This window comes from Runella sp. CRIBMP (genome assembly GCF_009905605.1).
GTDB lineage: Bacteria > Bacteroidota > Bacteroidia > Cytophagales > Spirosomataceae > Runella.
Map to the genome: position 1 here is coordinate 168433 of NZ_JAAAKZ010000008.1, position 23738 is coordinate 192170.

Annotated in this window: 17 protein-coding genes; 6 read left to right on the forward strand and 11 right to left on the reverse strand. The window is 46.9% G+C overall.

Annotation, left to right across the window (positions count from 1 at the left end; genetic code table 11):
* Positions 1–91: 91 nt before the first annotated feature.
* From GVN20_RS19220 to GVN20_RS19245, 6 genes are all read right to left on the reverse strand, one after another.
* On the reverse strand, positions 92–3172 hold the full coding sequence (locus GVN20_RS19220; protein WP_166559903.1) for a PVC-type heme-binding CxxCH protein: 3081 nt from the start codon (positions 3170–3172) through the stop codon (positions 92–94).
* Between the two features lie 5 nt (positions 3173–3177).
* Positions 3178–3987: a polysaccharide deacetylase family protein gene (locus GVN20_RS19225; protein ID WP_166559904.1), complete on the reverse strand. Its 810-nt coding sequence runs from the start codon at positions 3985–3987 to the stop codon at positions 3178–3180.
* A 388-nt stretch (positions 3988–4375) separates the two neighbouring features.
* Entirely contained in the window at positions 4376–5179 is an 804-nt protein-coding gene (lpxA, locus tag GVN20_RS19230) for an acyl-ACP--UDP-N-acetylglucosamine O-acyltransferase (RefSeq protein ID WP_166559905.1), read from the reverse strand.
* A gap of 99 nt (positions 5180–5278) precedes the next feature.
* Positions 5279–6670 (reverse strand): bifunctional UDP-3-O-[3-hydroxymyristoyl] N-acetylglucosamine deacetylase/3-hydroxyacyl-ACP dehydratase, encoded by a 1392-nt coding sequence (locus tag GVN20_RS19235; protein ID WP_114070399.1) that lies wholly within the window; start codon positions 6668–6670, stop codon positions 5279–5281.
* 5 nt (positions 6671–6675) lie between these two features.
* Positions 6676–7713, reverse strand: a complete 1038-nt coding sequence (gene lpxD, locus GVN20_RS19240) for a UDP-3-O-(3-hydroxymyristoyl)glucosamine N-acyltransferase (RefSeq protein WP_166559906.1) — start codon at positions 7711–7713, stop codon at positions 6676–6678.
* Between the two features lie 10 nt (positions 7714–7723).
* A complete protein-coding gene (locus GVN20_RS19245) occupies positions 7724–8956 on the reverse strand; it encodes an HD domain-containing protein (protein ID WP_166559907.1) in 1233 nt (410 codons plus the stop codon).
* 69 nt (positions 8957–9025) lie between these two features.
* Here GVN20_RS19245 and GVN20_RS19250 point away from each other — a divergent pair, with 69 nt between their 5' ends.
* The 3 genes from GVN20_RS19250 (at position 9026) to hisIE (ending at position 11782) form a co-directional block, all read left to right on the forward strand.
* Entirely contained in the window at positions 9026–9724 is a 699-nt protein-coding gene (locus tag GVN20_RS19250) for a peptidylprolyl isomerase (RefSeq protein WP_166559908.1), read from the forward strand.
* Positions 9725–9925: 201 nt separating this feature from the next.
* Positions 9926–11089: a sigma-54 dependent transcriptional regulator gene (locus GVN20_RS19255; protein ID WP_166559909.1), complete on the forward strand. Its 1164-nt coding sequence runs from the start codon at positions 9926–9928 to the stop codon at positions 11087–11089.
* Positions 11090–11182: 93 nt separating this feature from the next.
* The gene (gene hisIE / locus GVN20_RS19260; protein ID WP_166559910.1) at positions 11183–11782 is read left to right on the forward strand and encodes a bifunctional phosphoribosyl-AMP cyclohydrolase/phosphoribosyl-ATP diphosphatase HisIE; all 600 of its coding nucleotides are present in this window, start codon (positions 11183–11185) and stop codon (positions 11780–11782) included.
* A gap of 75 nt (positions 11783–11857) precedes the next feature.
* Here hisIE and GVN20_RS19265 read toward each other — a convergent pair whose 3' ends face one another.
* Positions 11858–12727: a carbon-nitrogen hydrolase gene (locus GVN20_RS19265; protein ID WP_166559911.1), complete on the reverse strand. Its 870-nt coding sequence runs from the start codon at positions 12725–12727 to the stop codon at positions 11858–11860.
* Positions 12728–12962: 235 nt separating this feature from the next.
* Here GVN20_RS19265 and GVN20_RS19270 point away from each other — a divergent pair, with 235 nt between their 5' ends.
* Positions 12963–15182, forward strand: a complete 2220-nt coding sequence (locus tag GVN20_RS19270) for a S9 family peptidase (RefSeq protein ID WP_229599124.1) — start codon at positions 12963–12965, stop codon at positions 15180–15182.
* Positions 15183–15394: 212 nt separating this feature from the next.
* Positions 15395–16330 carry a sugar phosphate isomerase/epimerase gene (locus tag GVN20_RS19275; protein WP_166559912.1) on the forward strand — a complete coding sequence of 312 codons (936 nt, stop codon included), beginning with the start codon at positions 15395–15397 and terminating at the stop codon, positions 16328–16330.
* Between the two features lie 71 nt (positions 16331–16401).
* Here GVN20_RS19275 and GVN20_RS19280 read toward each other — a convergent pair whose 3' ends face one another.
* Positions 16402–18873, reverse strand: a complete 2472-nt coding sequence (locus tag GVN20_RS19280) for a TonB-dependent receptor (RefSeq protein ID WP_229599125.1) — start codon at positions 18871–18873, stop codon at positions 16402–16404.
* Positions 18874–19054: 181 nt separating this feature from the next.
* Here GVN20_RS19280 and GVN20_RS19285 point away from each other — a divergent pair, with 181 nt between their 5' ends.
* Positions 19055–19699, forward strand: a complete 645-nt coding sequence (locus GVN20_RS19285; RefSeq protein ID WP_166559913.1) for a MarR family winged helix-turn-helix transcriptional regulator — start codon at positions 19055–19057, stop codon at positions 19697–19699.
* Between the two features lie 59 nt (positions 19700–19758).
* On the opposite strand, the gene GVN20_RS19290 is transcribed toward GVN20_RS19285, so the two are convergent.
* From GVN20_RS19290 to dxs, 3 genes are all read right to left on the reverse strand, one after another.
* Entirely contained in the window at positions 19759–20148 is a 390-nt protein-coding gene (locus GVN20_RS19290; protein ID WP_166559914.1) for an RDD family protein, read from the reverse strand.
* Between the two features lie 126 nt (positions 20149–20274).
* A complete protein-coding gene (locus tag GVN20_RS19295; protein ID WP_166559915.1) occupies positions 20275–21504 on the reverse strand; it encodes a dicarboxylate/amino acid:cation symporter in 1230 nt (409 codons plus the stop codon).
* A gap of 266 nt (positions 21505–21770) precedes the next feature.
* Complete coding sequence (dxs, locus tag GVN20_RS19300; RefSeq protein WP_166559916.1) at positions 21771–23705, reverse strand: 1-deoxy-D-xylulose-5-phosphate synthase; 1935 nt, start codon at positions 23703–23705, stop codon at positions 21771–21773.
* Positions 23706–23738: the final 33 nt, after the last annotated feature.

Consider the following 23738-nt stretch of genomic DNA (forward strand, 5'->3'; position numbering starts at 1 on the left):
CTGGCCATAGTCATCTGTATGGCCAGAGGCCTCATGATAGTCGTCACGCGCGGGACGCGAGCGACTGCGGTGTCTGCGCGACTGTGAGTACTTACTGCCTCTTAATAAATGCAATCAAATCGGCCATCTCTTGAATACTGATGGCGTTTTCGAGGCCGTTGGGCATGATGGATTGCTCCGCTTTCTGCATTTTGGAAATGTCTTTTTTCTGAATCACGCTGACCATTCCGCCCATTTCGCGGAGGGAAATGTTATTGGTGTTTTCCTGAGCGATAATGCCCGCCACGGTGCTGCCGTTCTTGAGTTCCAACGTCCAGAAATCGTACATGTCGGCAATTGAATTATTAGGGTTGATGATTTCGGTCAATACCGATTGGGCATTTCGGCTGCGTAGAGTAGAAAGGTCTGGGCCAAAATTTACGCCTTTTACTCCTTCGATTTGGTGGCAGGTCGCGCAGTTCTTTTCAAATACCAATTGGCCTTTCGGCTGATTACCCTTTAGCTCTAAAGCAGCCATATATTTCTGCAAGACCGCTTTTCGGTCTTCATTGACCGACAGTACCTTCCGCGCATACGCCCGAATGCCAGTGTCGTAGTAATTCATTAACCGAACCATTTGTTGCCAACCCACAACCGACTTTTCGATTTCTTTGGTTTCGATTGCTTTCAACAATACATTGATTCGTTCTGGTTTTGACAAAAACACATTCACCGCTTCTTTTTTCAACGCGGGAGCAAAGCCCTTCATCTCATTCAGCAAAAACTGATAGGTTTGCATATCAGTGCTTTTTCCCAAGGCTTTCAACGCCGCCAACTGAACCACTTCTGGCTCTTTTTGGGTTAAAATTTGTTGCGAAATTGGCTTTATTTCGTTGGAATTAACCATTGCAAGAAAAGCAATAGCATGGGCGCGGTAAACATCGATATTGCTGCCTTGGCTGGTAAGTGTGGAAGGGTTTTTAAGGGCACTGATTGCCTGCGCGATTTTTTCATCTAAGCGTTTTCCTTTGGAAAAACCCGTGATTTCCAACAAACTCAATGAACCCATGCGAAGTTCTGGAGAGGTTGTCGGAGCAAAGTTAGCTAACAGTTTCTCTTTTTCAGGTTCAGACAATAACACCGTTCCCTTGCCTTTCTGATACTGCCAACGTTTGGCAACGCCGTTGAGTGCAGCGGCCTTCCAAGCCTCCTCAACCTTAGTTTCGGTCATGATTTTTTTCATCATTTCCGAGAATCCTGTTTTATTTTCTCCGCCCGCAATGGTTGAGGCCAAATTGGCAATGAACTCGCTTGTTTCAGAGGTCGATTTGTTCGTAAATTCGGCAATGGCTACGTCAAAAATCTGATTTTCTTTTCCCGCAAAGGAAGCAATGCTAGCAAGCCCTGCCCAACGGTCGTGTATGTCCCGTTTTAAGATTGCCAAACGGGCCTTTTCTGACTCGACCGTTTTTGCCAAACCCAGTGTGTTGAGCAACTGAAACCGCACTTTGGGGCTATCGTCATTGTGTAGCGTGGTCAGTTCGTTGATTAATTCTTTTCCAAAAGCTGCGTTCAGATACCGTTCCGCCACCCGGATGGCGTTTTCGCGTACGCCCGCCGTTTCGCTTTTGAGCGCCTGTACAATGTCTTCTTTTTCAATGGCTTGTATGCCGTCCAGCAGCCAAAGAGCATGGGCCTTCGCTTCGGGAAATTTACTTTTCGTTACTAATGCGTGCAATGCCGGAATGGCCTCTTTCGCCTGGCGATGCAGCAATAAGCGTTGCGCCGTGCGACGATACCAGCTGTTTTCATGGTCGAGCAATGTGACCAGTTCGGGTGCTGATTTTTTGGATAAATTGAGTTTTCCTAACCAATTCATTGGTAGTCCTTTGTGGGGGACAATGCGATAAATACGTCCTTTGTCCGTGCCGTTGTACAACGCGCCCGATTGCGTAATTTCGTCCGACATCCATTCGGGATGCTCCACAATTTGGCGGTAATAATCAATGACATACAGCGCGCCATCAGGCCCGGTGTAAAAATTGACGGGCCGAAACCACGCATCTTTTGACGCCAGAAACTCCGATTTTTCATTCAGACGACTCGCTGTAAAACTCGCACCTGCGTCACGTACAATGTCGGCATGGACAAGGTTATGCACTGGCTCCGCAATGAACGTTACGTTGTTGAATTTCTCCCCAAACGCTCCGCCTCTGTACCACGTTATCCCGCAAGAAGACGTAATGACGCCGACGTCGGTCAGCAGTTGGTGATTGGGGGTTTCGGTAATGGGGTAAATTTCGGCCGCTTCGCCGTGGTCGGAAATGTTTTGTGTGGCGTTGGGTACCAGCAAAGCGGGATTGTTTTTTAGGTAAGTGTTTGCCAACACTTCATGGTAAATGTGGTTAGCATTGCTCGTGTAGAAACGATGCCCCCACGCGTCCATGCTGTGCCCGTATTGGGTGCGGCCCGAGAGTTCTTCGAGTTCGTAGCTGTCGGGTTTGAAGCGCACCGCCTTCCCGTTGGCATTGGGCGCTAAACGTGCGGCTGACGGTTTATCGGGAAAAATAATGTCCGTGCCTTTATCACCAAATTCTTTCTTAAAAACAAACGGTGTCACTGCCCCTTCGTGGCCGAGATAGATCCAGTTGTCCAGTTCAAAGCGAGGGGTGTTGAGGTTGTGTTGGGGATTGGACAGCGCAAATCCCGAAAGCATTTTTTGGCGAATATTGGCCTTGCCGTCGTTGTCGGTATCTTCCAAATAAAGCACATCGGGCGCATCCGTGACGATGAAACCGTTTTTCCAACGCATGATGCCCGTCGGCAGGGTTAACTTATCGGCAAAAATGATGCTCTTGTCGGGGTAGCCGTCGTTGTCGGTATCTTTGAGCAGTTTCACCTTTCCTGAACCGCTCACATCCAGCGGATAGCCGTGCATTTCTACCACGTACATGTCCCCGTTTTCGTCCACTTCCATCGCTACTGGGTCGGCAATGAGCGGCTCGGCTGCGACCATTTCCACGCTAAAACCCTCCATAACGCGCAACGATTCGAGCGCTTTTTGGTGTTCGGGCGAAAGTTTCGGAGGGGTATTTTTTTGAAACGAAAAAACCGTTAATAAACAGACAAGCGCAACATAACGCATGACGGGAGAGTTTTTATGATGAATAAACTTACAAGGAATGATGAGCATCGAACTCATTTCCTTTTTTCCTGAACATACTTAGCAACCGTTCCGATGGGTGCAATCCACACGCCGTTGGCGGGGTTTTGGGCGTATTCGCACAACTTCCGTAACATGGCAACGCGGGCGGTTTGATTGCCTGATTCGCCCACTTCGTGCCCCGCCAAAACGACCCAATGTCCCGTTTTCTTGGCATTTTCGATGATGGGAAGGATTTGCTCAAACTCTTTGCCGTCCATTTCCATGCCCGTCAATTGGGCCATATCGCAGAAAGTAGGGTCGTTGGGGCCTTCGTCGAGCCAGCCTCGTCCTACTGAAAACAACTCGGCAATGAGCGGAATATAACTTTTGGTATTTACGCCGCGCCCCACAAACGTTTGCCCGCAGGGGTACGCAAATACCCTCGGCGTGATGCCCAATTGCGCTTCGAGGGCTTTGTTGGTGCGAATCAACTCACTTTTCATCTTATCGAGGGTGTACTCTTCAAGGGCTTTGGGTTTGGCCCACGGGAAATTCCCGCTGCATGGATGTTGCTCGGTATGGTTGCCGATTTCGTGGCCGTTGGCAATGGCCTGTTTCCACGCATCAAGGCGTTTGCTCACGCTCGATGTCAACACAAAAAAAGTGGCTTTTACGCCGTATTCATCAAACAGCTTGGTTCCCACATCCACTTGGCTCAGTCGTGCATCGTCGAAGCTGAGACTGAGCGCCACGCTTTTGCCTTCAGGCCAAAAAGCAGGCGCGGCAGAAGGCGTTTGCGCCGCGCTTAAATGGGTTATTGTCAGTAAGATAACAAACGAAAGTAGATAAAATAGGCTTTTCATGAAGAAAGAAATTATGCTTTCTTAGAAAAGATAGGAAGCCAAGAAATTACTTAGTTTTGGGGGTGAAATGTTGATGTGGGGTTTAGGGCGAGGAAACTGAACGAGATCTCACAGACCTTTTACAGTCGTTGTGCGTAGTGTTCTTTGAACACTGCGTACTCAAAATAAAAGGCAGTCCGCGTGGATGGCCCCATGTAACTGCCTCAACCAAAGTAAAAAACCTATAAAGTAACCGTAATAAGCCAATGGCATTTGCAAGGCGAATCCAAAACCCGGAAGGACTGAATTTTATCACCTTTGCTACAGTACAATTCCCCACAAAAAAAAGCAGCCAAAAATAAATTTCAGCTGCCGGTATAAATCATCGTAAACGGGTCTTTTCTTTTAACTAATCATCGCCGTTGTCGCTGCTTGTACTTGTGGGGGCTTTGATGATGCCGCGTTCGGAATTGCGTATAAAATTCACAATTTCGTCGCGCTCGGCGGAGGGGGCCAATTCCAACTCGATGTGCTCCAGGGCTTCGGTATTGTTGAAGCCGCGCAGATAAATATAGCGGTATACCTCCTGAATTTCGTTGATTTGCTCATTGCTGAAACCGCGACGGCGCAAACCTACCGAGTTGATGCCCGCGTAGGAGAGGGGCTCACGGGCGGCTTTGGTAAACGGCGGTACGTCTTTGCGAACCAACGAACCACCCGCCACCATGGCGTGGGCGCCGATTTTTACAAACTGCCGCACTGAGCTCGACCCCGCAATAATGGCCCAGTCGCCCATGTGGACGTGGCCGGCCATTTGCACGTTGTTGACGATGATGCAATTGTTGCCGATACGGCAATCGTGCGCTACGTGCGAGTAGGCCATGATGAGGCAGTCACTGCCGATTTCGGTCTTCCAATGCTCTTCCGTACCACGGCTGATGGTGGCATATTCACGAATGATGGTGTTGTCGCCGATGTAGGTGAGCGTATATTCTCCCTTGAATTTTAAATCCTGAGGAGTAGAAGAAATCACCGCTCCGGGATAGATCTTACAATTTTTACCAATTCGGGCGCCGTCATTGATGACCGCGTGCGAACCAATCCAAGAACCTTCACCGATTTCGACGTCTTTGTGAACAATGGCGAAGGGCTCAATCTCCACATTAGGGGCGATTTTTGCGTCTGAATGTATATATGCTAATGGATGAATCATAATAGTCCAAATTGCTGTTTTTCAGCGGAGTTCGTAGCTTTAACAGTGTAAAAGACCGTAAAAAAGACGCGCTTCCTTATCGACTGTTGCTTGTATGTTTTATCTTTTTCTAACTAAACTCGCCGTCATGTCAGCTTCGCAGACCATTTGGCCTGCTACATAACCAGCACCGTGCATTTTTACAATTCCACGTTTGATAGGCGCCGTAAATTCACACTTGAAAATGACCGTATCGCCGGGTACAACATTCCGACGGAAGCGGCAGTTTTCGATGGCTGCCAAAAACGGCCAGTAGTTTTCAGGGTCGGGTTGGCTGCTCAGGGCGAGAATCGCACCCGTTTGCGCCATCGCTTCCATTTGTAAAACCCCGGGCATCACTGGATTGTTTGGAAAATGTCCCGTGAAAAACGGCTCATTCATCGTTACGTTTTTAAGGCCAGCCACGCTGTTTTCGTCCATGTAAACGATTTTGTCAATCATCAAGAAGGGATAACGGTGCGGCAACAGCTCACAAATCCGCTTCAAATCCATGACCGGCGGCACTTTAGGATCGTAGTGCGGCACATGGCTTTTGGCCGATTCCATCAATTTTTTGATTTTCTTGGCCAGTGCTACGTTGGCGGCGTGGCCGGGACGAGCGGCCAAAATTTGCGCCTTGATAGGACGACCTACCAATGCCAAATCACCTACCACATCCAACAACTTATGGCGAGCCATTTCGTTGGGGTAGTGCAGGTCTATATTATTCAGGATACCTACCTTTTTATTGACGCCGATTTTGGGCTTGTTCAATAACTGAGAGAGATAATCCAGCTCGCCTTCCTCAATATCGCGATCCACAATCACGATGGCATTGGTCAAATCGCCGCCTTTGATGAGGTTGGCTTTGTAAAGCGCTTCCAACTCATGCAGAAAACAGAAAGTACGACAAGAAGCAATCTCACGCGAGAAAGTCGTCAGGTCGTTGAGCGAAGCGTGCTGACTGTTAATGACTTGTGAGTTGTAGTCCACCATGACCGTCAGCCGGTAATCGTTGAGTGGCAGGGCCACCATCTCGATGTCTTTGTCGGCGTTGATGTAGCGAACGGGCTCGGGGATTTCAAAGTAGTTACGCGAAGCGTTTTGTTCTTCGATGCCAGCGTCGCGGAGTGCTTCGACAAACTTAATGGAACTTCCATCCATGATGGGCGGCTCGGGACCGTCCAGCTGAATGAGTACATTGTCAATTTGTAAACCAACCAAAGCCGCCAAGGTATGCTCAACGGTATAGACCCGGGCTCCACTTTGCTCCAGGGTAGTCCCGCGCGACACATCTACGACGTTGTCCACGTCGGCGTCAATGATGGGTTGGCCTTCCAAGTCGATGCGTTGGAATTTATAGCCGTGGTTGATGGGTGCCGGTAAAAAAGTCATGGTTGCCGACACACCCGTGTGTAAGCCCACGCCCGATACTGATACGGCTTTTTCGATGGTTTGTTGTTTGATGTTCAACATTCCTATTGTTTATCGTCTTTAATTTTCTTTTCTAATTCGTTTACTCTTTTTTCCAACTGAGGCAATTTCCGGAAGATCGCCGCCGAACGCAGGCTGTCTTTGAATTCAATGGCAGGAGTGCCGTTGAGGGATAAACCTTCTTGCTCCCAGGTTTTGGTAATGCCCGCTTGCCCGCCGACTTTCGTACCGTTGGGTACCGTAATGTGCCCATTGAAGCCTGCCTGCCCACCAATTACGCACTTTTCGCCGATTTTGGTTGAGCCAGCTATGCCCGCCTGTGCGGCAATGACGGTGTGCTTTCCAATCTCAACATTGTGTCCTACCTGCACCAAGTTGTCCAATTTTACGCCTTCCCGAATAATGGTCGAGCCCATGGTGGCGCAGTCGATGGTCGTGCCTGCCCCAATACTTACGCTGTCTTCAATGATAACGTTGCCCAGTTGGGGAATGGTTTTGTAAGAACCGTCTGGCTGGGGGGCAAAGCCAAAGCCATCGCTTCCAATGACTGCATTGGCAAAGAACGTACAATTCTTGCCAATAACGGTATTATTATAAATTTTTACGCCCGAATGAATCACGGTATTGTCGCCGATACAGACGTTGTCGCCGACGAATGCCTGCGGGAAAATCTTGACGTTTTTGCCGATTTTACCGTTGTTACCAACGTAGGCAAAAGCGCCGAGATAGAGTCCTTCACCCGTGGTAGTTCCCTCGCCAAGGTGGGAAGGTTGTTCGATTCCCTGCTTCGTTCCTTTAATGATTTGTTCGTACTGTTGAAGAAGCTGCGTGAAAGCGGTATAAGAGTTTTCGACCCGAATAAGCGTTGTATTTACTTTTTTTCTGGCTTCAAAATGCTTATCTACAATTACTGCCGACGCCTCGGTAGTGTACAGGTATGCCTCATATTTGAGGTTTGACAAAAAAGAAATAGTCCCGGACTTACCTTCTTCTATCTTTGCTAACTGATTGATTTTCAGTTCTCCATCTCCCTCTATTTCGCCTCCGAGCAGTCCGGCAATCTGCTTGACGGTAAATTCCATACGGTCTTAATTAAGACTGCAAAGTTAGGGGTTTCATCCAACAAACATAATACTTTCGGACAATATTACTGAGGGCCTTAATGGTCGGTAAATCAGAAGCATCGGCAATGTCGCGTACGCTGCCGTCTTTCATTTTGATGAGGATGCGTTCTTCGCTCGAAACATAGGCGGCATTAGTAGATTGTCCTTCTACTAAATAATAGGGATGCAAATCTTCTGGAATGCCCTGAGCGGTCAACTGTTGATGGATTTGCTGGCGCTGATTTTGGCTAAAAGGTTCATCCGCGAACTGAATTTTGTACAATTTTCGGTCCAGCAGCCGTTGGCAAATTGACGAAAGAACAGGGTCTAAATGGTCAGCCCAAGCCTTAATGCACGCCCATATATCATAATCGTCAATTTTGGTAAAGGCATGAAAATAAGTGCTATCTTCTTCGAATTGGCTGAGAGTCACGGTATTGGTGAGGAATAAAGAAAAATGGGGTGGGGCAAAAACCGCCTCTCCGCTCATCACCAATTCACGCGCTCTCCTGATGGCCTGAATGAGCATCACCTCGGCGCAAATAGAGGTTTTGTGTAGGTATACCTGCCAATACATGAGTCGGCGGGCGTTGAGAAAATTTTCGATGCTTAAAATTCCTTTAAACTCCACCACCAACTGGTCGTCTACCACATCAAGCATTTTGATGATGCGGTCGGTACCGATGGCGCCCTCTGCTACCCCCGTAAAAAAACAGTCCCTGTTGAGGTAATCCATGCGGTCCATGTCCAACTGACTAGAAATAAGTTGGTGAAAAAAATGCCGTGGATAACTTCCTTCAAACATCTGAATGGCCAAGTCTAGCCGCCCGCCTAGTTGGCGACTGAGCTCTTTCATGATTTGTAATGAAAGGTATTCATGGGGAATGTTGGTGAAAATGGTTTTTTCCAACACGTGCGAAAAAGGGCCGTGGCCCGCATCATGCAACAAAATGGCAATTTGGGCGGCTTCCCACTCGGCATCCCAAATCAAGTGCCCTTTAGAGCGGAGCGTATTGAGCGCTTGGCCCATCAAGTGCATGGCTCCCAAGGCGTGATGAAAGCGCGTGTGCAACGCTCCTGGATAGACCAATTCGGCCAATCCGAGTTGCCTGATGCGCCGAAGTCTCTGAAAATAAGGGTGTTCTATTAAATCAAAAATAAAGTCAGACGGGATGGCGATGAAACCGTAAACGGGGTCATTGAGGATTTTGCGTTTGTTCACGGGCTGTCTAAAATTTGGGAAACGTTTTTTTTGATTGCAATTTCGTGAAAAAATAAAGCCAATACCTAAATGAATCGTTTTTGTCTATTAATTCTTCTGCTGAGTTGCGTGCAATCAATGGCGCAGAAAAAATCCCGTAAAGATTATCTTGTCACTATTCATACCAACTATGGCGAGATGAAAGCGGTATTGCACGACCGCACGCCGTTGCACAAACAGAATTTTCTAAAATTAATCAATGACCGTTTTTACGACAGTTTGCTTTTTCACCGCATTATTGAGGGGTTTATGATTCAGGGCGGTGACCCTACCTCAAAAAATGCCAAAGCGGGCGAACGGCTCGGTGGCGGAGGCTCAAATTTGGAACGGATTCCCGCGGAGTTTAAACCCGAATTGTTTCACAAAAAAGGCGCACTGGCGGCAGCGCGCAACAATAACCCCGAAAAAGCGTCGTCGGGTTGTCAATTTTATATTGTTCAGGGCCGAGTTTGGGATTCCGCAGGTCTTACGGCACAACTGAACAGGGGAGGCAGAATGCCGACAGCTGCCCAAAAAGAAGCCTATACCACCGTAGGGGGTAGTCCTCATTTGGACGGGGGTTATACCGTTTTTGGTCAGGTAATCAGTGGCTTAGCGGTCATTGATAGCATTGCGCATCAGCCTAAGGATGCGGCTGACCGCCCTCTCAAAGATATAAGGATGCGGCTGACGGCTGAAAAAATGAAGAAGAAAAAAATTACGAAACAGTACGGGTATATCTTTGAATAAGATAGAAATAGCAAGGATAAAGCTAAAATATTTGTAAAAGCTCAATTCTTTCGCGTAATTTCCGACGTGGGTTTATTAAATTTGCCCATTCAAGTGCTATTGCACAGTATGTTGTTTTTGTTAATCAAAAGAACGAAAACCTTTTAAGCAATCGCTGTTTGATTAACAACTGACAATAAACGGTTAACATTTCTACTACTGATGGCTAGAATCCTAATTGTGGATGACGAAAAAAGTATCCGGGCGGCGCTGCGGGATATTTTAGAATACGAAGGATATGAGGTTGAAGAAGCCAAAGACGGTGAAGAAGGCCTCAATATGATTTTGAAAAATTCCTACGATGTAGCACTGTGTGATATCAGGATGCCAAAACTGGAAGGGCTCGAAGTACTCCTGAAAGCGGGAGAAGCGGGGCGCTCTACCCAATTTATCATGGTTTCGGCGTTTGGTAATGTGGAAAATGCTGTTGAGGCGACCAAAAGAGGAGCGTACGATTTTATCACCAAGCCCCCAGATTTGAACCGTTTATTGGTTTCGGTTCGTAATGCCATTGAGAAATCGAAATTGGTAGCAGAAACCGTTGATTTGAAAAAACGTATTTTTAAAATCAACGAAATTGTGGGTGAATCTGCCCCTATCAAGAGGGTAAAAGATACCATCGAGCGCGTAGCGCCCACCGAAGCAAGGGTCTTGATTACGGGGGCCAACGGCTCTGGAAAAGAGATGGTGGCTAAGCAAATTCACGAAAAAAGCAGTCGCGCCAACAAGCCACTGATTGAAGTGAACTGTGCCGCTATTCCGAGCGAATTGATTGAAAGTGAGCTATTTGGGTACGAGAAAGGCGCTTTTACAGGCGCCGTCAAACAGCGTATTGGGAAGTTTGAACAAGCAGATGGAGGTACTCTTTTTCTGGATGAAATCGGCGATATGAGCCTTTCGGCCCAAGCCAAGGTACTGCGGGCATTGCAGGAAAGTAAAATCACGCGGGTGGGTGGCGACAAAGAAATCAAAATCAACGTGCGGGTGATTGCCGCAACCAATAAAGATTTGAAGCGCGAAATCGCCGAAGGGGGCTTTCGTGAAGACTTATACCATCGCCTCAACGTCATTCCGATTCACGTACCGCCGTTGTCAGAGCGCCGGGAGGACATCTTATTGCTGGCCGATAAATTTCTGTATGATATTTCACAAGAATACGGCGGTATCCCAAAAACCATTCTTCCCGATGCCATGCAATACCTAAAGTCGTTGCCTTGGACGGGAAATGTGCGTGAACTTCGCAACGTTATTGAGCGTTTGGTCATCATGTGTGGCGACGAAATAATGCTTGATGATGTACGTTTGTACGCGAGTTTTGGTAATTAATTTATTTAGAAAATAGACTTTGACGAGGGACTTTGAACGTCAGACAATCTGTCTACTGTTCAAAGTCCATTGTTTACGGTCACCTACCAATGTATGAAAATCAATTTTGAAAAATCCCCAGATGGTTTGGTACCTGCTGTGGTTCAGGACCACGAGACGGGCAAAGTGCTGATGTTGGGGTATATGAATGAAGAGGCCTTGGCAAAAACCGAAGCTGAGAAAGTGGTTACGTTTTTCAGCCGTAGCAAGCAGCGCCTTTGGACCAAAGGCGAAACCTCTGGTAACTTCTTGGAGGTCAAAGCAATTTTGGTGGATTGTGACCAAGATACGATTCTCATCAAAGCCCATCCCATTGGCCCTACCTGCCACACAGGCGCGGATACCTGCTTTTTTGAAAAGAACGAAGGCAAAGCTTCTTTCTTGAATTACCTGCAAAAGCAAATCATCCGCGACCGCAAAAACAATCCTTCGGATGCATCTTATACGAGTAAATTATTCCAAAGAGGCGTAAACAAAATTGCCCAAAAAGTAGGGGAAGAAGCGGTCGAACTCGTGATTGAAGCCAAAGATACCAACGACCATTTGTTCAAAAACGAAGCTGCCGACCTACTTTTTCATTACCTCATTCTGCTCGAACAGCGCGGCATGGATTTGGACGACATCGTGGATGTATTGAAGGAAAGACACAAGTAAGCTAAACTGGATATTGAACGTTAGACTATTTGTTAATTTCTAACGTCCAATATTTAGGATTATCCCGATGGCCAACTATTCGTCAATCAAACGCTTCGTAATCGGCTGGTAGCTATCAATGCGGCGGTCGCGGAGGTAGGGCCATGTGGTGCGATAGTATTCTGTTTTATCCAAATCCAATTCGACCACTTTTACTTCTTCTTGGTCGTGCGAAGCCAAATACATGAGGCTTCCGAAAGGATTAGACACAAATGACCCGCCCCAAAACTGCTGGTCGGCTTCGCGCCCTACGCGGTTGACCGACACGACATACACGCCGTTGGCCACCGAATGACTGCGCTGAATGGTTTGCCAAGCGTTGTATTGCTCTAAATTAACGGCAGGGTCTGGCTCATTGGTATCCCAACCGATGGCCGTTGGATAAAACAAAATCTCGGCCCCCATCAGACTCGTAATGCGCGCCGCTTCGGGGTACCATTGGTCCCAGCAAATCAGAATGCCTAATTTCCCAAACTTGGTATCAAACACTTTGTAGCCCAAATCGCCGGGAGTGAAATAGAATTTTTCGTAATATCCTGGGTCATCGGGAATATGCATTTTACGGTATTTCCCTAAATAGCTGCCGTCGGCGTCCAAGACGGCGGTTGTGTTGTGATAGAGCCCAGGGGCACGTTTTTCAAACAAAGAGGCAATAATGACAATGCCAAGTTCTTTGGCCAATGCCCCAAATTGTTCGGTGGTGGGGCCAGGAATTGCCTCTCCGAGGCTAAAATTGGCGTGGTCTTCCACGTCGCAGAAATAAAGTGATTTAAATAATTCCTGCAAACACACAATTTGTGCGCCCTGAGCCGCTGCCTCACGGGTTTTGGCGATTGCTTTTTCTACATTATGATTAATATCGGCGGTGCAGCTCATTTGCACCAAACCCACTTTTACATTTCGCATGGAAAATTAACTTTGATTAGGACGTCGAAAAACGTCGGAGAGGGATTGGCACCTGCCGTTTAAAACCTCACCGACTTTACCGATGACAAAGGTAATGCGAAAACCCTTATTTATTGACAAATCAGGGAAAGTGCCAGTTTAGAACGTCGGAGAAGCTTTGAACCTCGCCGACTTAACATATTGACAAATCCATGAAAGTGCTTACTTTAGAGTTTAAATCAACAAACCCTTTAAGATGATGTTTTTTACTAACCTATCGAGAATTGTTTTTCTGTCCACAGTTCTTTTTTATCATTCCCTCAACGGTTTTTCGCAAACCAAAGAAAAAATTGTTGCATCCGATCTGACGCGCATCAAGCAAGTGGGCGGGATTGCCGTTTCGCCCGACGGAAAGCGGGCCGTTTATACCGTCACCTCGCTTGAGCCTGCCTCAGAAGCGCTTGATTATGAATACAGAACCCACCTTTGGCTCGTAGATTTGGACGGAAAAACACCCCCACGGGCCATTACGCGTGGCAACGAAAGTGCCAGCCAGCCCGTATGGAGTCCAGACGGAAAAAGCGTGGCTTTTGTGCGGGCCGTCAAAGGCAAAGCGCAGATTTTTGTAATGCCTCTGGATGGAGGAGAGGCATGGCAGTTGACCGATTACAAACACGGTGCTTCGGGGCCGCAGTTTTCGCCCGATGGTCGTCAGATATTATTTTCTACTAGCGTGGTGTTTTCGGCATTAATGGCTGATTCTACCCTGAATCCGACGAAAGTGGGCCCAGCTTGGAGTTTGGAAAAGGCGGGTTTTGCCAAAAATGAATTTCTGAAAAAAAATACTGCAAAACCCAATCCCGACGGGACGATTGAAGAAATCAGGGCGTATTTGGATAAGGATGTAGAAGACAAAAAAGCCAAGGTCATCAATCGACTCAACTTTCAAGGCGAAGCCTCGGCTGGTCAGGAGTTGAGTTTTAGTCATTTGCTGGTTATTGATGTTAAAGAAGGGGCCAAGCCAGTGGCGCTTACCAAAGGGTTTTATTCGTACGCGGGTGCCGCTTGGTCGGGCGATAACAAACAAATTTGGTTTAGTACCCGCGCCGATAGCCTGCTTCATCCCGACCGCGACGCCGAAAGTCGTATTTGTGTCATGAATGCCGACGGCAGCGGCATGCGAACGGTTTTGGTAGAAAAAGGCCGTAATTTTGGGCAGCCAACTCCCTCACCCGATGGACAGTGGTTGGCTTTCATTACCTCACAGGCTCCTGTTAAATCGGCCATACTGGACCAAGGACATTTGGGCTTTTTAAATCTAAAAACGACGGCTGCGAAATACTCCGTTAATCCTTTTGATCGTTCTCCGGGTAATCTGAAATGGGTAACGCTGACGTTCCCAAAAAACAAGAAAGAAGTTGGTAAGGTAGAATATGTCTATTTTACGGCCTCCTCCAACGGTGGAGCCCCACTTTTCAGAGCTGTTCCTACCATTGATAAAGTAGAGCAATTGTCTGATTTTGATAGTGGAGTGACTGATTTTGATGTTTTTCCCAATAAAGTTGTTTTTGCCAAAACCGAAGTGGCTAACCCATCTGAATTGTATCAGGCCGATGTATTGGTAAAAAATGCCGTGAAGTTGTCGACGCATAACGACTGGGTAAGCAAAAAAGCCTTGAGTATGCCCGAAAAACGGACATTCAAAAATGAAAAAGGCCAAACCATCGAGTATTGGATTATGAAACCGACGTTGGTGGAGGCAGGCAAAAAATATCCGTTGCTACTCAATATGCACGGTGGTCCTACCGCCATGTGGGGCCCTGGCGAAGCCTCGATGTGGCACGAACATCAGTTCTTTTGTGCGCAGGGCTACGGGGTAGTATATGCCAATCCGCGTGGTTCGGGCGGTTACGGTGTTGATTTTATGAAAGCTAACTACCGCGATTGGGGCACTGGTCCAGCCAACGATGTGTTGCGAGCGTGTTCGGATGCGGCCAAAGAAACATGGGCTGATACCTCACGTCAGGTCATTACGGGAGGTTCGTATGCTGGTTATCTTACCGCGTGGATTATTGCGCATGATAATCGTTTTAAGGCGGCCTTTGCCCAACGCGGGGTGTACGACCTAACTACGTTTATGGGCGAGGGCAACGCATGGCGTTTGGTGCCTGGCTATTTTGGCGGCTATCCGTGGGAGACTGAAGCCAAAGAGTCAATGGATGCGAATTCACCTTATACATTCGTTGATAAAATAAAAACCCCTTTTCTCATCAAACACGGCGAGAATGACCTGCGGACGGGCGTAATTCAGAGCGAAATGATGTATAAATCGCTGAAAATTCTGGGCCGTGAAGTCGAATATGTGCGGATGCCAGGCGGTACGCACGAGCTGAGTCGTACGGGCAACCCGCGTCAGCGAATCGACCGGATGTTGCGTATTTATGAATTTTTTGAGCGGTACGTGGGCAAGCACTAGAAAGGGTAATTTTTAAATAATTATTGCTTATGGATGATGACGAAAACGTCCTAAAATCAGGCAGAGAAAAACCTGAATATTAGGCTGAAAAAGATGAATTTTATGAGGAATTCATTAAGCCGCAGCAACACGTAAGAGCTGAATACAAGTACTTGAATAGTTTAATTAAGATTGCTTTAGATGAGTTAAACCATAAATTTTCACGTTAAAAAATGAATAATCGCCGCACTTTCATTAAAAACTTAGGCGCTGCCGCAGGAATGGCTGCGTTTGCACCCGAGCTGTTTGCAGCTGAACCGCAAAAACTCTGGTTTCAGATTTCGTTGGCCGAATGGTCGTTGCACAAAGCTATTCTCAACGAAAAAAAATTGACCAATTTAGATTTTCCCGTGGTAGCTCGTAAGGAGTTTGGAATTGGGATTGTGGAATACGTCAATCAGATGTTTAAAGATAAAGCCAAAGATACGGCCTACCTCAACGACCTACTAACGCGCTGCAAAGACAATGACGTTAAAAACCACCTCATCATGATTGACGGAGAAGGCGGTCTTGCCGAAACCGATGCCGCAGTACGTAACAAAGCGGTGGATAATCACAAAAAATGGGTTGAGTGTGCCAAATACCTTGGCTGCAAAACCATCAGGGTCAATTCATTCGGGCGTGGAACTGCCGAAGAAGTAGCCAAAGCAGCGGTAGACGGTCTCGGAAAATTAGGCGAATTTGCCGCACCTGTCGGTATCAATGTGATTGTAGAAAACCACGGTGGTTATTCGTCAGACGGGCAGTGGCTGTCGAATGTCATGAAGCAGGTCAACATGAAAAATGTAGGTACATTGCCCGATTTCGGCAACTTTTGCATTAAGCGTAGCAGTGGTGGTGAGTGGGGCGGTAGTTGTACAGAAGAATACGACCGCTACAAAGGCGTGAAAGAATTGATGGCTTTTGCCAAAGGGGTAAGTGCCAAAACCAACGACTTTGACGAAAAGGGAAATGAGGCGAAAATGGACTACGCCCGTTTGCTCAAAATCGTAAAAGATGCTGGGTTCAAGGGAATCATCGGTATTGAGTACGAAGGAAACGTAACGTCAGAATACGACGGCATCAAAGCCACCAAGAAGCTGTTGGAGCGAGTAGGAGCAATGGTGTAAAGTGTATTTGCAAAAAGGGACGTGTTGAATTTTTATATTCGACACGTCCCTTTTTGTTTAAATAAGTGTTTTTAGAATTCAATCACCAAGCCCAACGCAGGGGTGAAATTGGAATCTTCATTGGCTAAAATGAGCGGAATGGCGTTGCTTCCGTCGAGTTTGAGGGCTTGCCCATCGGTGGTTTTGAAGCCTGAATTGTCGGCGGTGCGCTCAAATGTATATTGTGGAAAGGCTGGATTGGCGGTTAACAAGGCATTTTGAAAATCAAAAAATAAGTCAATCGACATCTTTTTGTAATTCCATTTTTTATCCACCCGGAAGTCCACGCGGCTGAATGCTTTGAGTCGTTGGCTATTGAGGCGAGTGTAGTCTTCGGTGCCCACTCCGCTTGTGAGATACGTTCTTTGAGAAGTTGCCAAGTCAAACGGCGTGTAGGGAGCGCCGCCTTGGTAAAGCCACTTTAGGCCCAGCTCCCAACCCCGCTTAAATTTGTATCCTAACTGGGTCGAAACCAAGTTGCGGGTATCCCAAGCCGAGGCTACGTATTTGCCGTCTTTTCCCGTAAATTCAGATTGAAAATAAGTGTAACTCAATACGCCGAAGAAGTTTTTAGTGAGTTTTTGCTGCACAAAAAATTCAATTCCCCGACTTCTGCCTTTGCCAGTACTCGTCACGGCTTCGTTGCCGATGGCGCCAAAATTGCCCCCCTGATTGGCCAACGATATGCCGTCGCGTACAGAAACGGGGTAGTTATCGTACATTTTTGAGAAACCTTCGAGCGTGATGCGCGTAGTAGGCGTTGGAATGAATTCAAGACCCGCTACCACGTGGTCAGAACGAATGTACTTGTTAGATTTATTGACGAAATTCCCATCTTGACGGTAGCCCAAAACGGTGTAAATCGGGGTTTTGAAATAACGCCCTACCGACGCGTTCAACCGCCATTTGTCGCTCACCTGATAGCTGGCCGACAGGCGTGGGCTCAGTGTTTCGAGCGGATTGTTGCCGTCGGTCGTGAAAGAATTCATGTCGGTGCGTAGGCCCGCCGAAAGATTGAGGCGGTCGTTGAGTAGTTTACGATTCACCTGCGCAAAGGCACCGTATTTGAAAAAATCAATGGCCGTATTAAACGTCACCGTGATACCCGGTTGCACGATTTGCCCCTGTGAGTTGGTGATTTCGCGGCGTAAGACGTTGAAAAAATCATTGTTGTATTTGACGTATTGCAACACCGCGCCGTAGCTGTACTCCCATTTTCCGATGAATTTATTGACATCAATCCGTAGTTTATTCTCAATCTCCTGCGAATTGCTCTTCAGCGCGCGATATCGTTCATCGCCCTGGCGATTGTCTTCAAAGCGGTCCAGACGGTTATTAAACATGTTTCGGCTCAGCGAAACATTCATAAAGCCGTTTTCCACAAGCCGTTTCAGTGAAAAACCCGTCGTATAATTCCACTGATTGATGGTGGGATTGGAGCGTAAGATGTATTCTTTTTCGGGGCTGCTTTCTTGCGGAACGGCAAAAGTGAATTCGTCGATGGCTCCCACGCCAATGGCCGTTAGCGTGGTTTTTTTATTGATTTTATGCGTGACTTTGTACTGGAAATCCCAATAATTGGGCCGAATAGGTAGGTCAATGGCCTTGAATAAAAACTGCAAATACGAGCGGCGAACCGACGCCAAAAAAGTGGTCTTGGGAGAAATCGGCCCTTCTAGCGTGCCGGCTACTTCGGTGGAGCTGACGCGGATGTTGCCCTGCACACGCTCTGGATTACCTTCGCGCTGACGGAATTGAAGCACCGACGAAAGGGCGTTGTCGTATCGGGCGTTAAAACTGCTCGAACTCAGCGTGGCATCTTCAATAAAAGATACGTTCAAAATGCCCGTTGGGCCACCCGAACTTCCCTGCGTGGCGAAGTGATTGATGACGGGTATTTCGATCCCATCCAGATAAAACACGTTTTCATTTGGACCTCCGCCCCTGATAATCAAATCGTTGCGAAAGCCGCCAACCGACCCGGCCGTCCCGCCAACACCTGGCAATACCTGAATCACCCGTGAGATGTCGAAGTTGCCGCCGGGGTTGTTTTTGATTTCCTCGGTCGTTAGTTTTTGGATGGAGTTGGGTGTTTCGACGGAGGCGACCGAAATTGAACGGTTAAAAACAATTTTGGTTTCGGCCAACTGTACGGCATCTTCTTCCAGCTCGAAGTTGATTTGCTGGGCGTTGCCTGAGGTAAGCACAATGTTGAACTTACTGGTGGCTTTGTAACCGACAAATGTGGCTTTGAGGTTGTAGCTACCCACGGGCAAGCTGAGTTTAAACTTACCTTCGGCATCAGTAGTGGTGCCTTGGTTGGTGCCTTCCACCTGAACCGTCACGCCAATCAGTACTTCTTGCGTGCGTTTGTCTTTGACGCTGCCGAGGATGGTCCCCGTATTTTGGGCAAAAGCCGAAGTAAGGCTTAAATAGACAATCATGAAGAAGGCTGCTAGGGCAGTGTAATTCGGGATTTTTTTGAGTGTTGACGTTGAATTCATTGTTTTTAGATTGTATATATATTTCAAAATGGTTTGTAGTTAAATAAGTGTTGTGACAAACATTTTAGGTTCGATTTTGTTCTATCCATGTTTGATACAATACAATAACATTCCAAATTTGAAATTGTTTGTACGAAAACAAATTAATTTTGATATATTAGAATGTTTTTAGTTTAAAAAAATGAATTACGAACTCCTGCAACAGCTAATTGGTCATCTGGCAGATTACGAAGCCCAGCGTTCTTCTTCTCAACGAAAGGACATGGAAGGATTTGTGGCGTATTTGAATCAGCAGGTTTTTTCAAAATCAACCGATGCTGCGGTAGACTTTGAAAACAGCGAAACAGTGGAAGCATTGTTGTCGCAATTGATTGCTTTTTTGTACCGTTATGCCAAAGGGTACATTAAAAAAGCCCTCGAAGACTCGGCGCTTATTACGCTGGATGACTTCGGCTATTTGGCGGGTATATGGCAAAGAGGAGGGTGTTCAAAAACGGAAATCATCGAGTTGAACATCCACGAAAAAACGACGGGAATGGAGGTGATAAAGCGTTTGTTGAATAACAAATTGATTGAACAAACCGACGACCCCAACGATCGTCGAAGCAAGCGTTTGTTGATTACGGAGCGGGGAAAAGGTGTTTTGTTTGGAACGTTCGGTGAGATGCGCAAGGCAAGCTTGATTATTTCTGGCAACCTAAATGAAATCGAGAAGTTGCAGTTGTTGTATCTGCTTCAAAAACTGCATTTTTTCCACAAACCGTTATTCCTAAACGAGCGGGAGAAAAGTTTAGATGAATTATTGAATTTAAATCAAACCGAATAAAAAAAGCGTTTGCGAACTCCTTCGCAAACGCTTTTTATGAAATGAATTTATGGTTCTGATTACTGCTTTACCACGATGGTGTTCGCCCATTTATCGCCAAAACGCTTTTTGTCATCGCTAAATACCATCAGGGCATCAACAAAACCAAAAAGAGGAATCATCAATGAAACTTGGCGCACAATGGCCGCGCCCCAATCTCCCTCAATACCCGCGCCAGTATCTTCCTTAATGACTTTGATTTTCATTAATTTTTTACCGATGCTTTGCCCTCCGAAAAAGCCGTTTGTGGCCGGGATGGCGTCTTTGGTGAGTACGTAAGCAATGGCAATAAGATACCCCACAAAAATGAGTTTAAAAGAAATAAAGGCTAAGATCCAAGCGGGAAGATAACCCACAATACCGTCAATAAAGGCAGCTACAAAACGTTGGATGGCATCGGCTTTTTGCATTAGATTAAGGAGGTTTAGAGTAAAAAAAGTGGTTCAGGGAATTTTTTACCGAACCTACTTCTTTTCAGCCAAACAGTCAAGGAGTTACGGGTTAATTTTTGTAAAAATAAATTACGAAAATCTGTTTTAACTCTCGATGTATTCTCCTTCTAACTTGGAAATAACAGCCGTAGCTACGGCATTGCCCGCCACGGAAGTGGCCGAACGCCCCATATCTAAAAACGGATCCACGCCGATGAGCAACGCAAGTCCTTCAACGGGCAAATCAAATTGAGCCAGTGTACCCGCAATCACCACCAACGATGCCCTTGGCACTCCGGCTATTCCCTTTGAGGTAATCATCAGCGTAAGCAACATCGCAATCTGCTGCTCGATAGAAAGCGGGATGCCGTATGCCTGCGCAATAAAGCCCGTTGCGAAGGTCATGTACATCATTGAGCCATCCAAGTTGAATGAATAACCGAGCGGCAACACAAATCCGATGATACGCTTGCTACAACCGAATTTCTCCAACGCCGTGATTTGCTGCGGCAAAGAGGCTTCTGAGCTGGCCGTACTGAACGTCAGAATCATTGAATCTTTGACGTGCGCCAGCAATTTGAGGTACGGAATCCGCATTACCAGACAAATAGCCCACAAAACCCCGAAAACAAAGAAAAGAAGGCCTCCGAAGAAGCAGAGAATCAAATACGCATAGGAAATAAGAATGCCGAGGCCTTTCAAGGCTACCACGCCCGTCATGGCGCCCAAAACGGCGAAAGGTGCAAGTTGCATCACATAGCCAACGATTTTGAACACTACTTCGGCCAAGCTGTCAATCACTTTGATTAGCTTTTTTCCATGCTCGCCCACTGCGCCCAGGGCTATGCCGAAAAACAGTGAAAATACCACAATTTGCAGGATTTCGTTTTCGGCCAATGCTTTAAAAAAGCTGTCAGGGAAGATATGAAGAATAAAATCTTCGACGGTTTTCATGGCTTTGCCCGATACGCCCACTTCCGTTCCTGCGGCAGGACGCGGCCACTGCTGTACTTCTCCGGGACGGGTTACGTTGACTACCACCAAGCCCACAATCAGCGAGAGAATCGTGGCAAAATAAAAATAAAGCAGTGTTTTAATCCCAATTCGTCCTACTACGCTAAAATCACCAAGTTTGGCAACCCCCACCACCAAAGTGCAAAACACGAGTGGGCCGACAATCATTTTAATTAATTTGAGGAAAACTTTACTCAGGATTTGAAATTTGTTGGCAATCTGAGTGGCATCTTCGGCGCTCATGGTGCTGTGCAGGATTTGACCGATAATAACGCCCAATACGAAGCCAATGATGATTTTGGTAGTAATGTTTAGTTTCATGAAGTGTTGGGTTATAGATACGTTAGGTTGAAATTTTCAAGGAATTTAGTGAGTGGTATTTTAAAAAGAATAATCATAAAGATTGGAGGCCTGCATCCCGCGCTTTATGATTCTGCCACAAATTAGGAAAAAAAAGAAAAAGAAGCGTGTGTCAGGATGAAAAACTGCCCTCAACTTGGCGAATCAGGAGACGTTTGGGTAATTTTAAACGCACAAGAGGCTCGGTGATTCACCGAGCCTCTTGTAGAAATAATATTAAAGGAATTTTACAAAGCAATTGCGGGGGTTGTCATCATTTCACGAGCCGTTCGAGCGATACCCTCGGGGTCGAAACCACATTCCCGGTGTAGTTCAAGTTGTTCGCCGTGCTCTACAATGCGGTCTGGAATACCAAGACGCTTTACGTGGGCTTGGTATCCGTTTTCGGCCATAAATTCGAGCACCGCGCTCCCCATACCTCCGGGCAAACAGCCGTCTTCTACCGTAATGACTTTATCGAATTGTTGAAAAACTTCGTGCAACAGGGCTTCGTCCAAAGGCTTTATAAAACGCAAATCGTAGTGGGCGGCGCTGATGCCTTCCAATTCTAGTATATGGCATGACTTAACGGCATAGTTACCGATGTGCCCAATGGTCAGAATGGCTACGTCGTCACCCGCTCGTACTTTACGTCCTTTGCCGATTTCAATTTTCTCGAATGGCGTTTTCCACTGAGGCATGACGCCCTCGCCGCGTGGGTAACGAATGGTAAATGCTTTTTTCGACTTCTGTGTTTCGGTCAATTGAGCCGTGTACATCAGATTTCGTAACTCTTGTTCATTCATCGGAGCCGAAATCACCATGTTAGGAATACAACGCATGTACGCAATGTCGTAGGCACCGTGGTGCGTGGGGCCGTCGGCTCCTGCAAACCCTGCCCGGTCCAGACAGAAAATAACGGGTAGTTCTTGAATACACACATCATGAACAACTTGGTCGTAAGCTCGTTGCATGAAAGTGCTATAAATATTACAATACACCACCGAGCCTTGAGTAGCCATCCCCGCCGAGAATGTCACGGCGTGCTGTTCGGCAATGCCCACGTCGAAAGCCCGGTCGGGCATGGCTTTCATCATAATATTGAGCGATGAGCCAGAAGGCATGGCAGGCGTTACACCCACAATTTTTTCGTTTTGTTCGGCCAATTCAACCAGCGTATTTCCAAATACATCTTGATATTTGGGTGGTTGTGGTTGGTCGTATACTTTCTTGAAGATTTCGCCCGTAATCTTATCAAATTTGCCAGGAGAGTGCCATTTCGTTTGGTCTTTTTCGGCAGGAGCAAACCCTTTTCCTTTGACCGTGACGCAGTGCAGCAGTTTGGGGCCTGGAATATTTTTTAAATCATTGAGAACGTGTACAAGATGATCAACGTCGTGGCCGTCAATGGGACCAAAATAGCGTAGATTAAGTGATTCAAACAGGTTACTTTGGCGCAGCAAGGTTGCTTTGAGTCCATCTTCGACGCGCGAAACAATCTCACGGGCATTTTTACCGAATTGGCTCATTTTGCCCAGCAGATTCCAAACTTCCTCCTTTACGCGGTTGTAAGTATGGGAAGTGGTAATGTCGGTCAAATATTCTTTGAGCGCCCCCACGTTGGGGTCGATGCTCATGCAATTGTCGTTGAGAATGATGAGCAGGTTGGTATTGTTGAGCGCTCCAGCGTGGTTCATTGCTTCAAACGCCATTCCACCCGTCATGGCACCGTCGCCGATAACCGCGATGGACTGTTGGTTTTGAGCACCACCCAACCGTGCGCCAACGGCCATGCCCAGTGCGGCAGAAATAGAAGTAGAGGAGTGCCCTACGCCGAAAGAATCATAAGGGCTTTCTTTGCGTTTGGGGAAACCCGAAATACCGCCGTAGAGGCGGTTAGTATAAAAATTATCCCGTCGTCCAGTGAGGATTTTGTGGCCGTAGGCTTGGTGGCCTACATCCCATACCAACTGGTCTTCGGGCGTATTGAAAACGTAATGTAAGGCAACGGTAAGCTCAACAACGCCCAAGCTTGAGCCAAAGTGACCACCGTACACAGACACCAAATCAATGATGTACTGTCGGAGTTCTTGCGATACTTGAGGAAGTAGGGATGAGTCTAACTTACGCAGGTCTTCGGGCGTATGGAGTTGCGAAAGTAATTTACCTGGAGTGATGAGCATTGTGTAACGGCTTGAAACAAACGTAGTACTATA

Excerpts from the sequence above, each read along its gene's own strand:
- GVN20_RS19220 (WP_166559903.1), bottom strand. The coding sequence starts at position 3,172 with ATGCTCATCATTCCTTGTAAGTTTATTCATCATAAAAACTCTCCCGTC.
- GVN20_RS19225 (WP_166559904.1), bottom strand. The coding sequence starts at position 3,987 with ATGAAAAGCCTATTTTATCTACTTTCGTTTGTTATCTTACTGACAATA.
- lpxA (WP_166559905.1), bottom strand. The coding sequence starts at position 5,179 with ATGATTCATCCATTAGCATATATACATTCAGACGCAAAAATCGCCCCT.
- lpxD (WP_166559906.1), bottom strand. The coding sequence starts at position 7,713 with ATGGAATTTACCGTCAAGCAGATTGCCGGACTGCTCGGAGGCGAAATA.
- GVN20_RS19250 (WP_166559908.1), top strand. The coding sequence starts at position 9,026 with ATGAATCGTTTTTGTCTATTAATTCTTCTGCTGAGTTGCGTGCAATCA.
- GVN20_RS19255 (WP_166559909.1), top strand. The coding sequence starts at position 9,926 with ATGGCTAGAATCCTAATTGTGGATGACGAAAAAAGTATCCGGGCGGCG.
- hisIE (WP_166559910.1), top strand. The coding sequence starts at position 11,183 with ATGAAAATCAATTTTGAAAAATCCCCAGATGGTTTGGTACCTGCTGTG.
- GVN20_RS19265 (WP_166559911.1), bottom strand. The coding sequence starts at position 12,727 with ATGCGAAATGTAAAAGTGGGTTTGGTGCAAATGAGCTGCACCGCCGAT.
- GVN20_RS19270 (WP_229599124.1), top strand. The coding sequence starts at position 12,963 with ATGATGTTTTTTACTAACCTATCGAGAATTGTTTTTCTGTCCACAGTT.
- GVN20_RS19275 (WP_166559912.1), top strand. The coding sequence starts at position 15,395 with ATGAATAATCGCCGCACTTTCATTAAAAACTTAGGCGCTGCCGCAGGA.
- GVN20_RS19280 (WP_229599125.1), bottom strand. The coding sequence starts at position 18,873 with ATGAATTCAACGTCAACACTCAAAAAAATCCCGAATTACACTGCCCTA.
- GVN20_RS19285 (WP_166559913.1), top strand. The coding sequence starts at position 19,055 with ATGAATTACGAACTCCTGCAACAGCTAATTGGTCATCTGGCAGATTAC.
- GVN20_RS19290 (WP_166559914.1), bottom strand. The coding sequence starts at position 20,148 with ATGCAAAAAGCCGATGCCATCCAACGTTTTGTAGCTGCCTTTATTGAC.
- GVN20_RS19295 (WP_166559915.1), bottom strand. The coding sequence starts at position 21,504 with ATGAAACTAAACATTACTACCAAAATCATCATTGGCTTCGTATTGGGC.
- dxs (WP_166559916.1), bottom strand. The coding sequence starts at position 23,705 with ATGCTCATCACTCCAGGTAAATTACTTTCGCAACTCCATACGCCCGAA.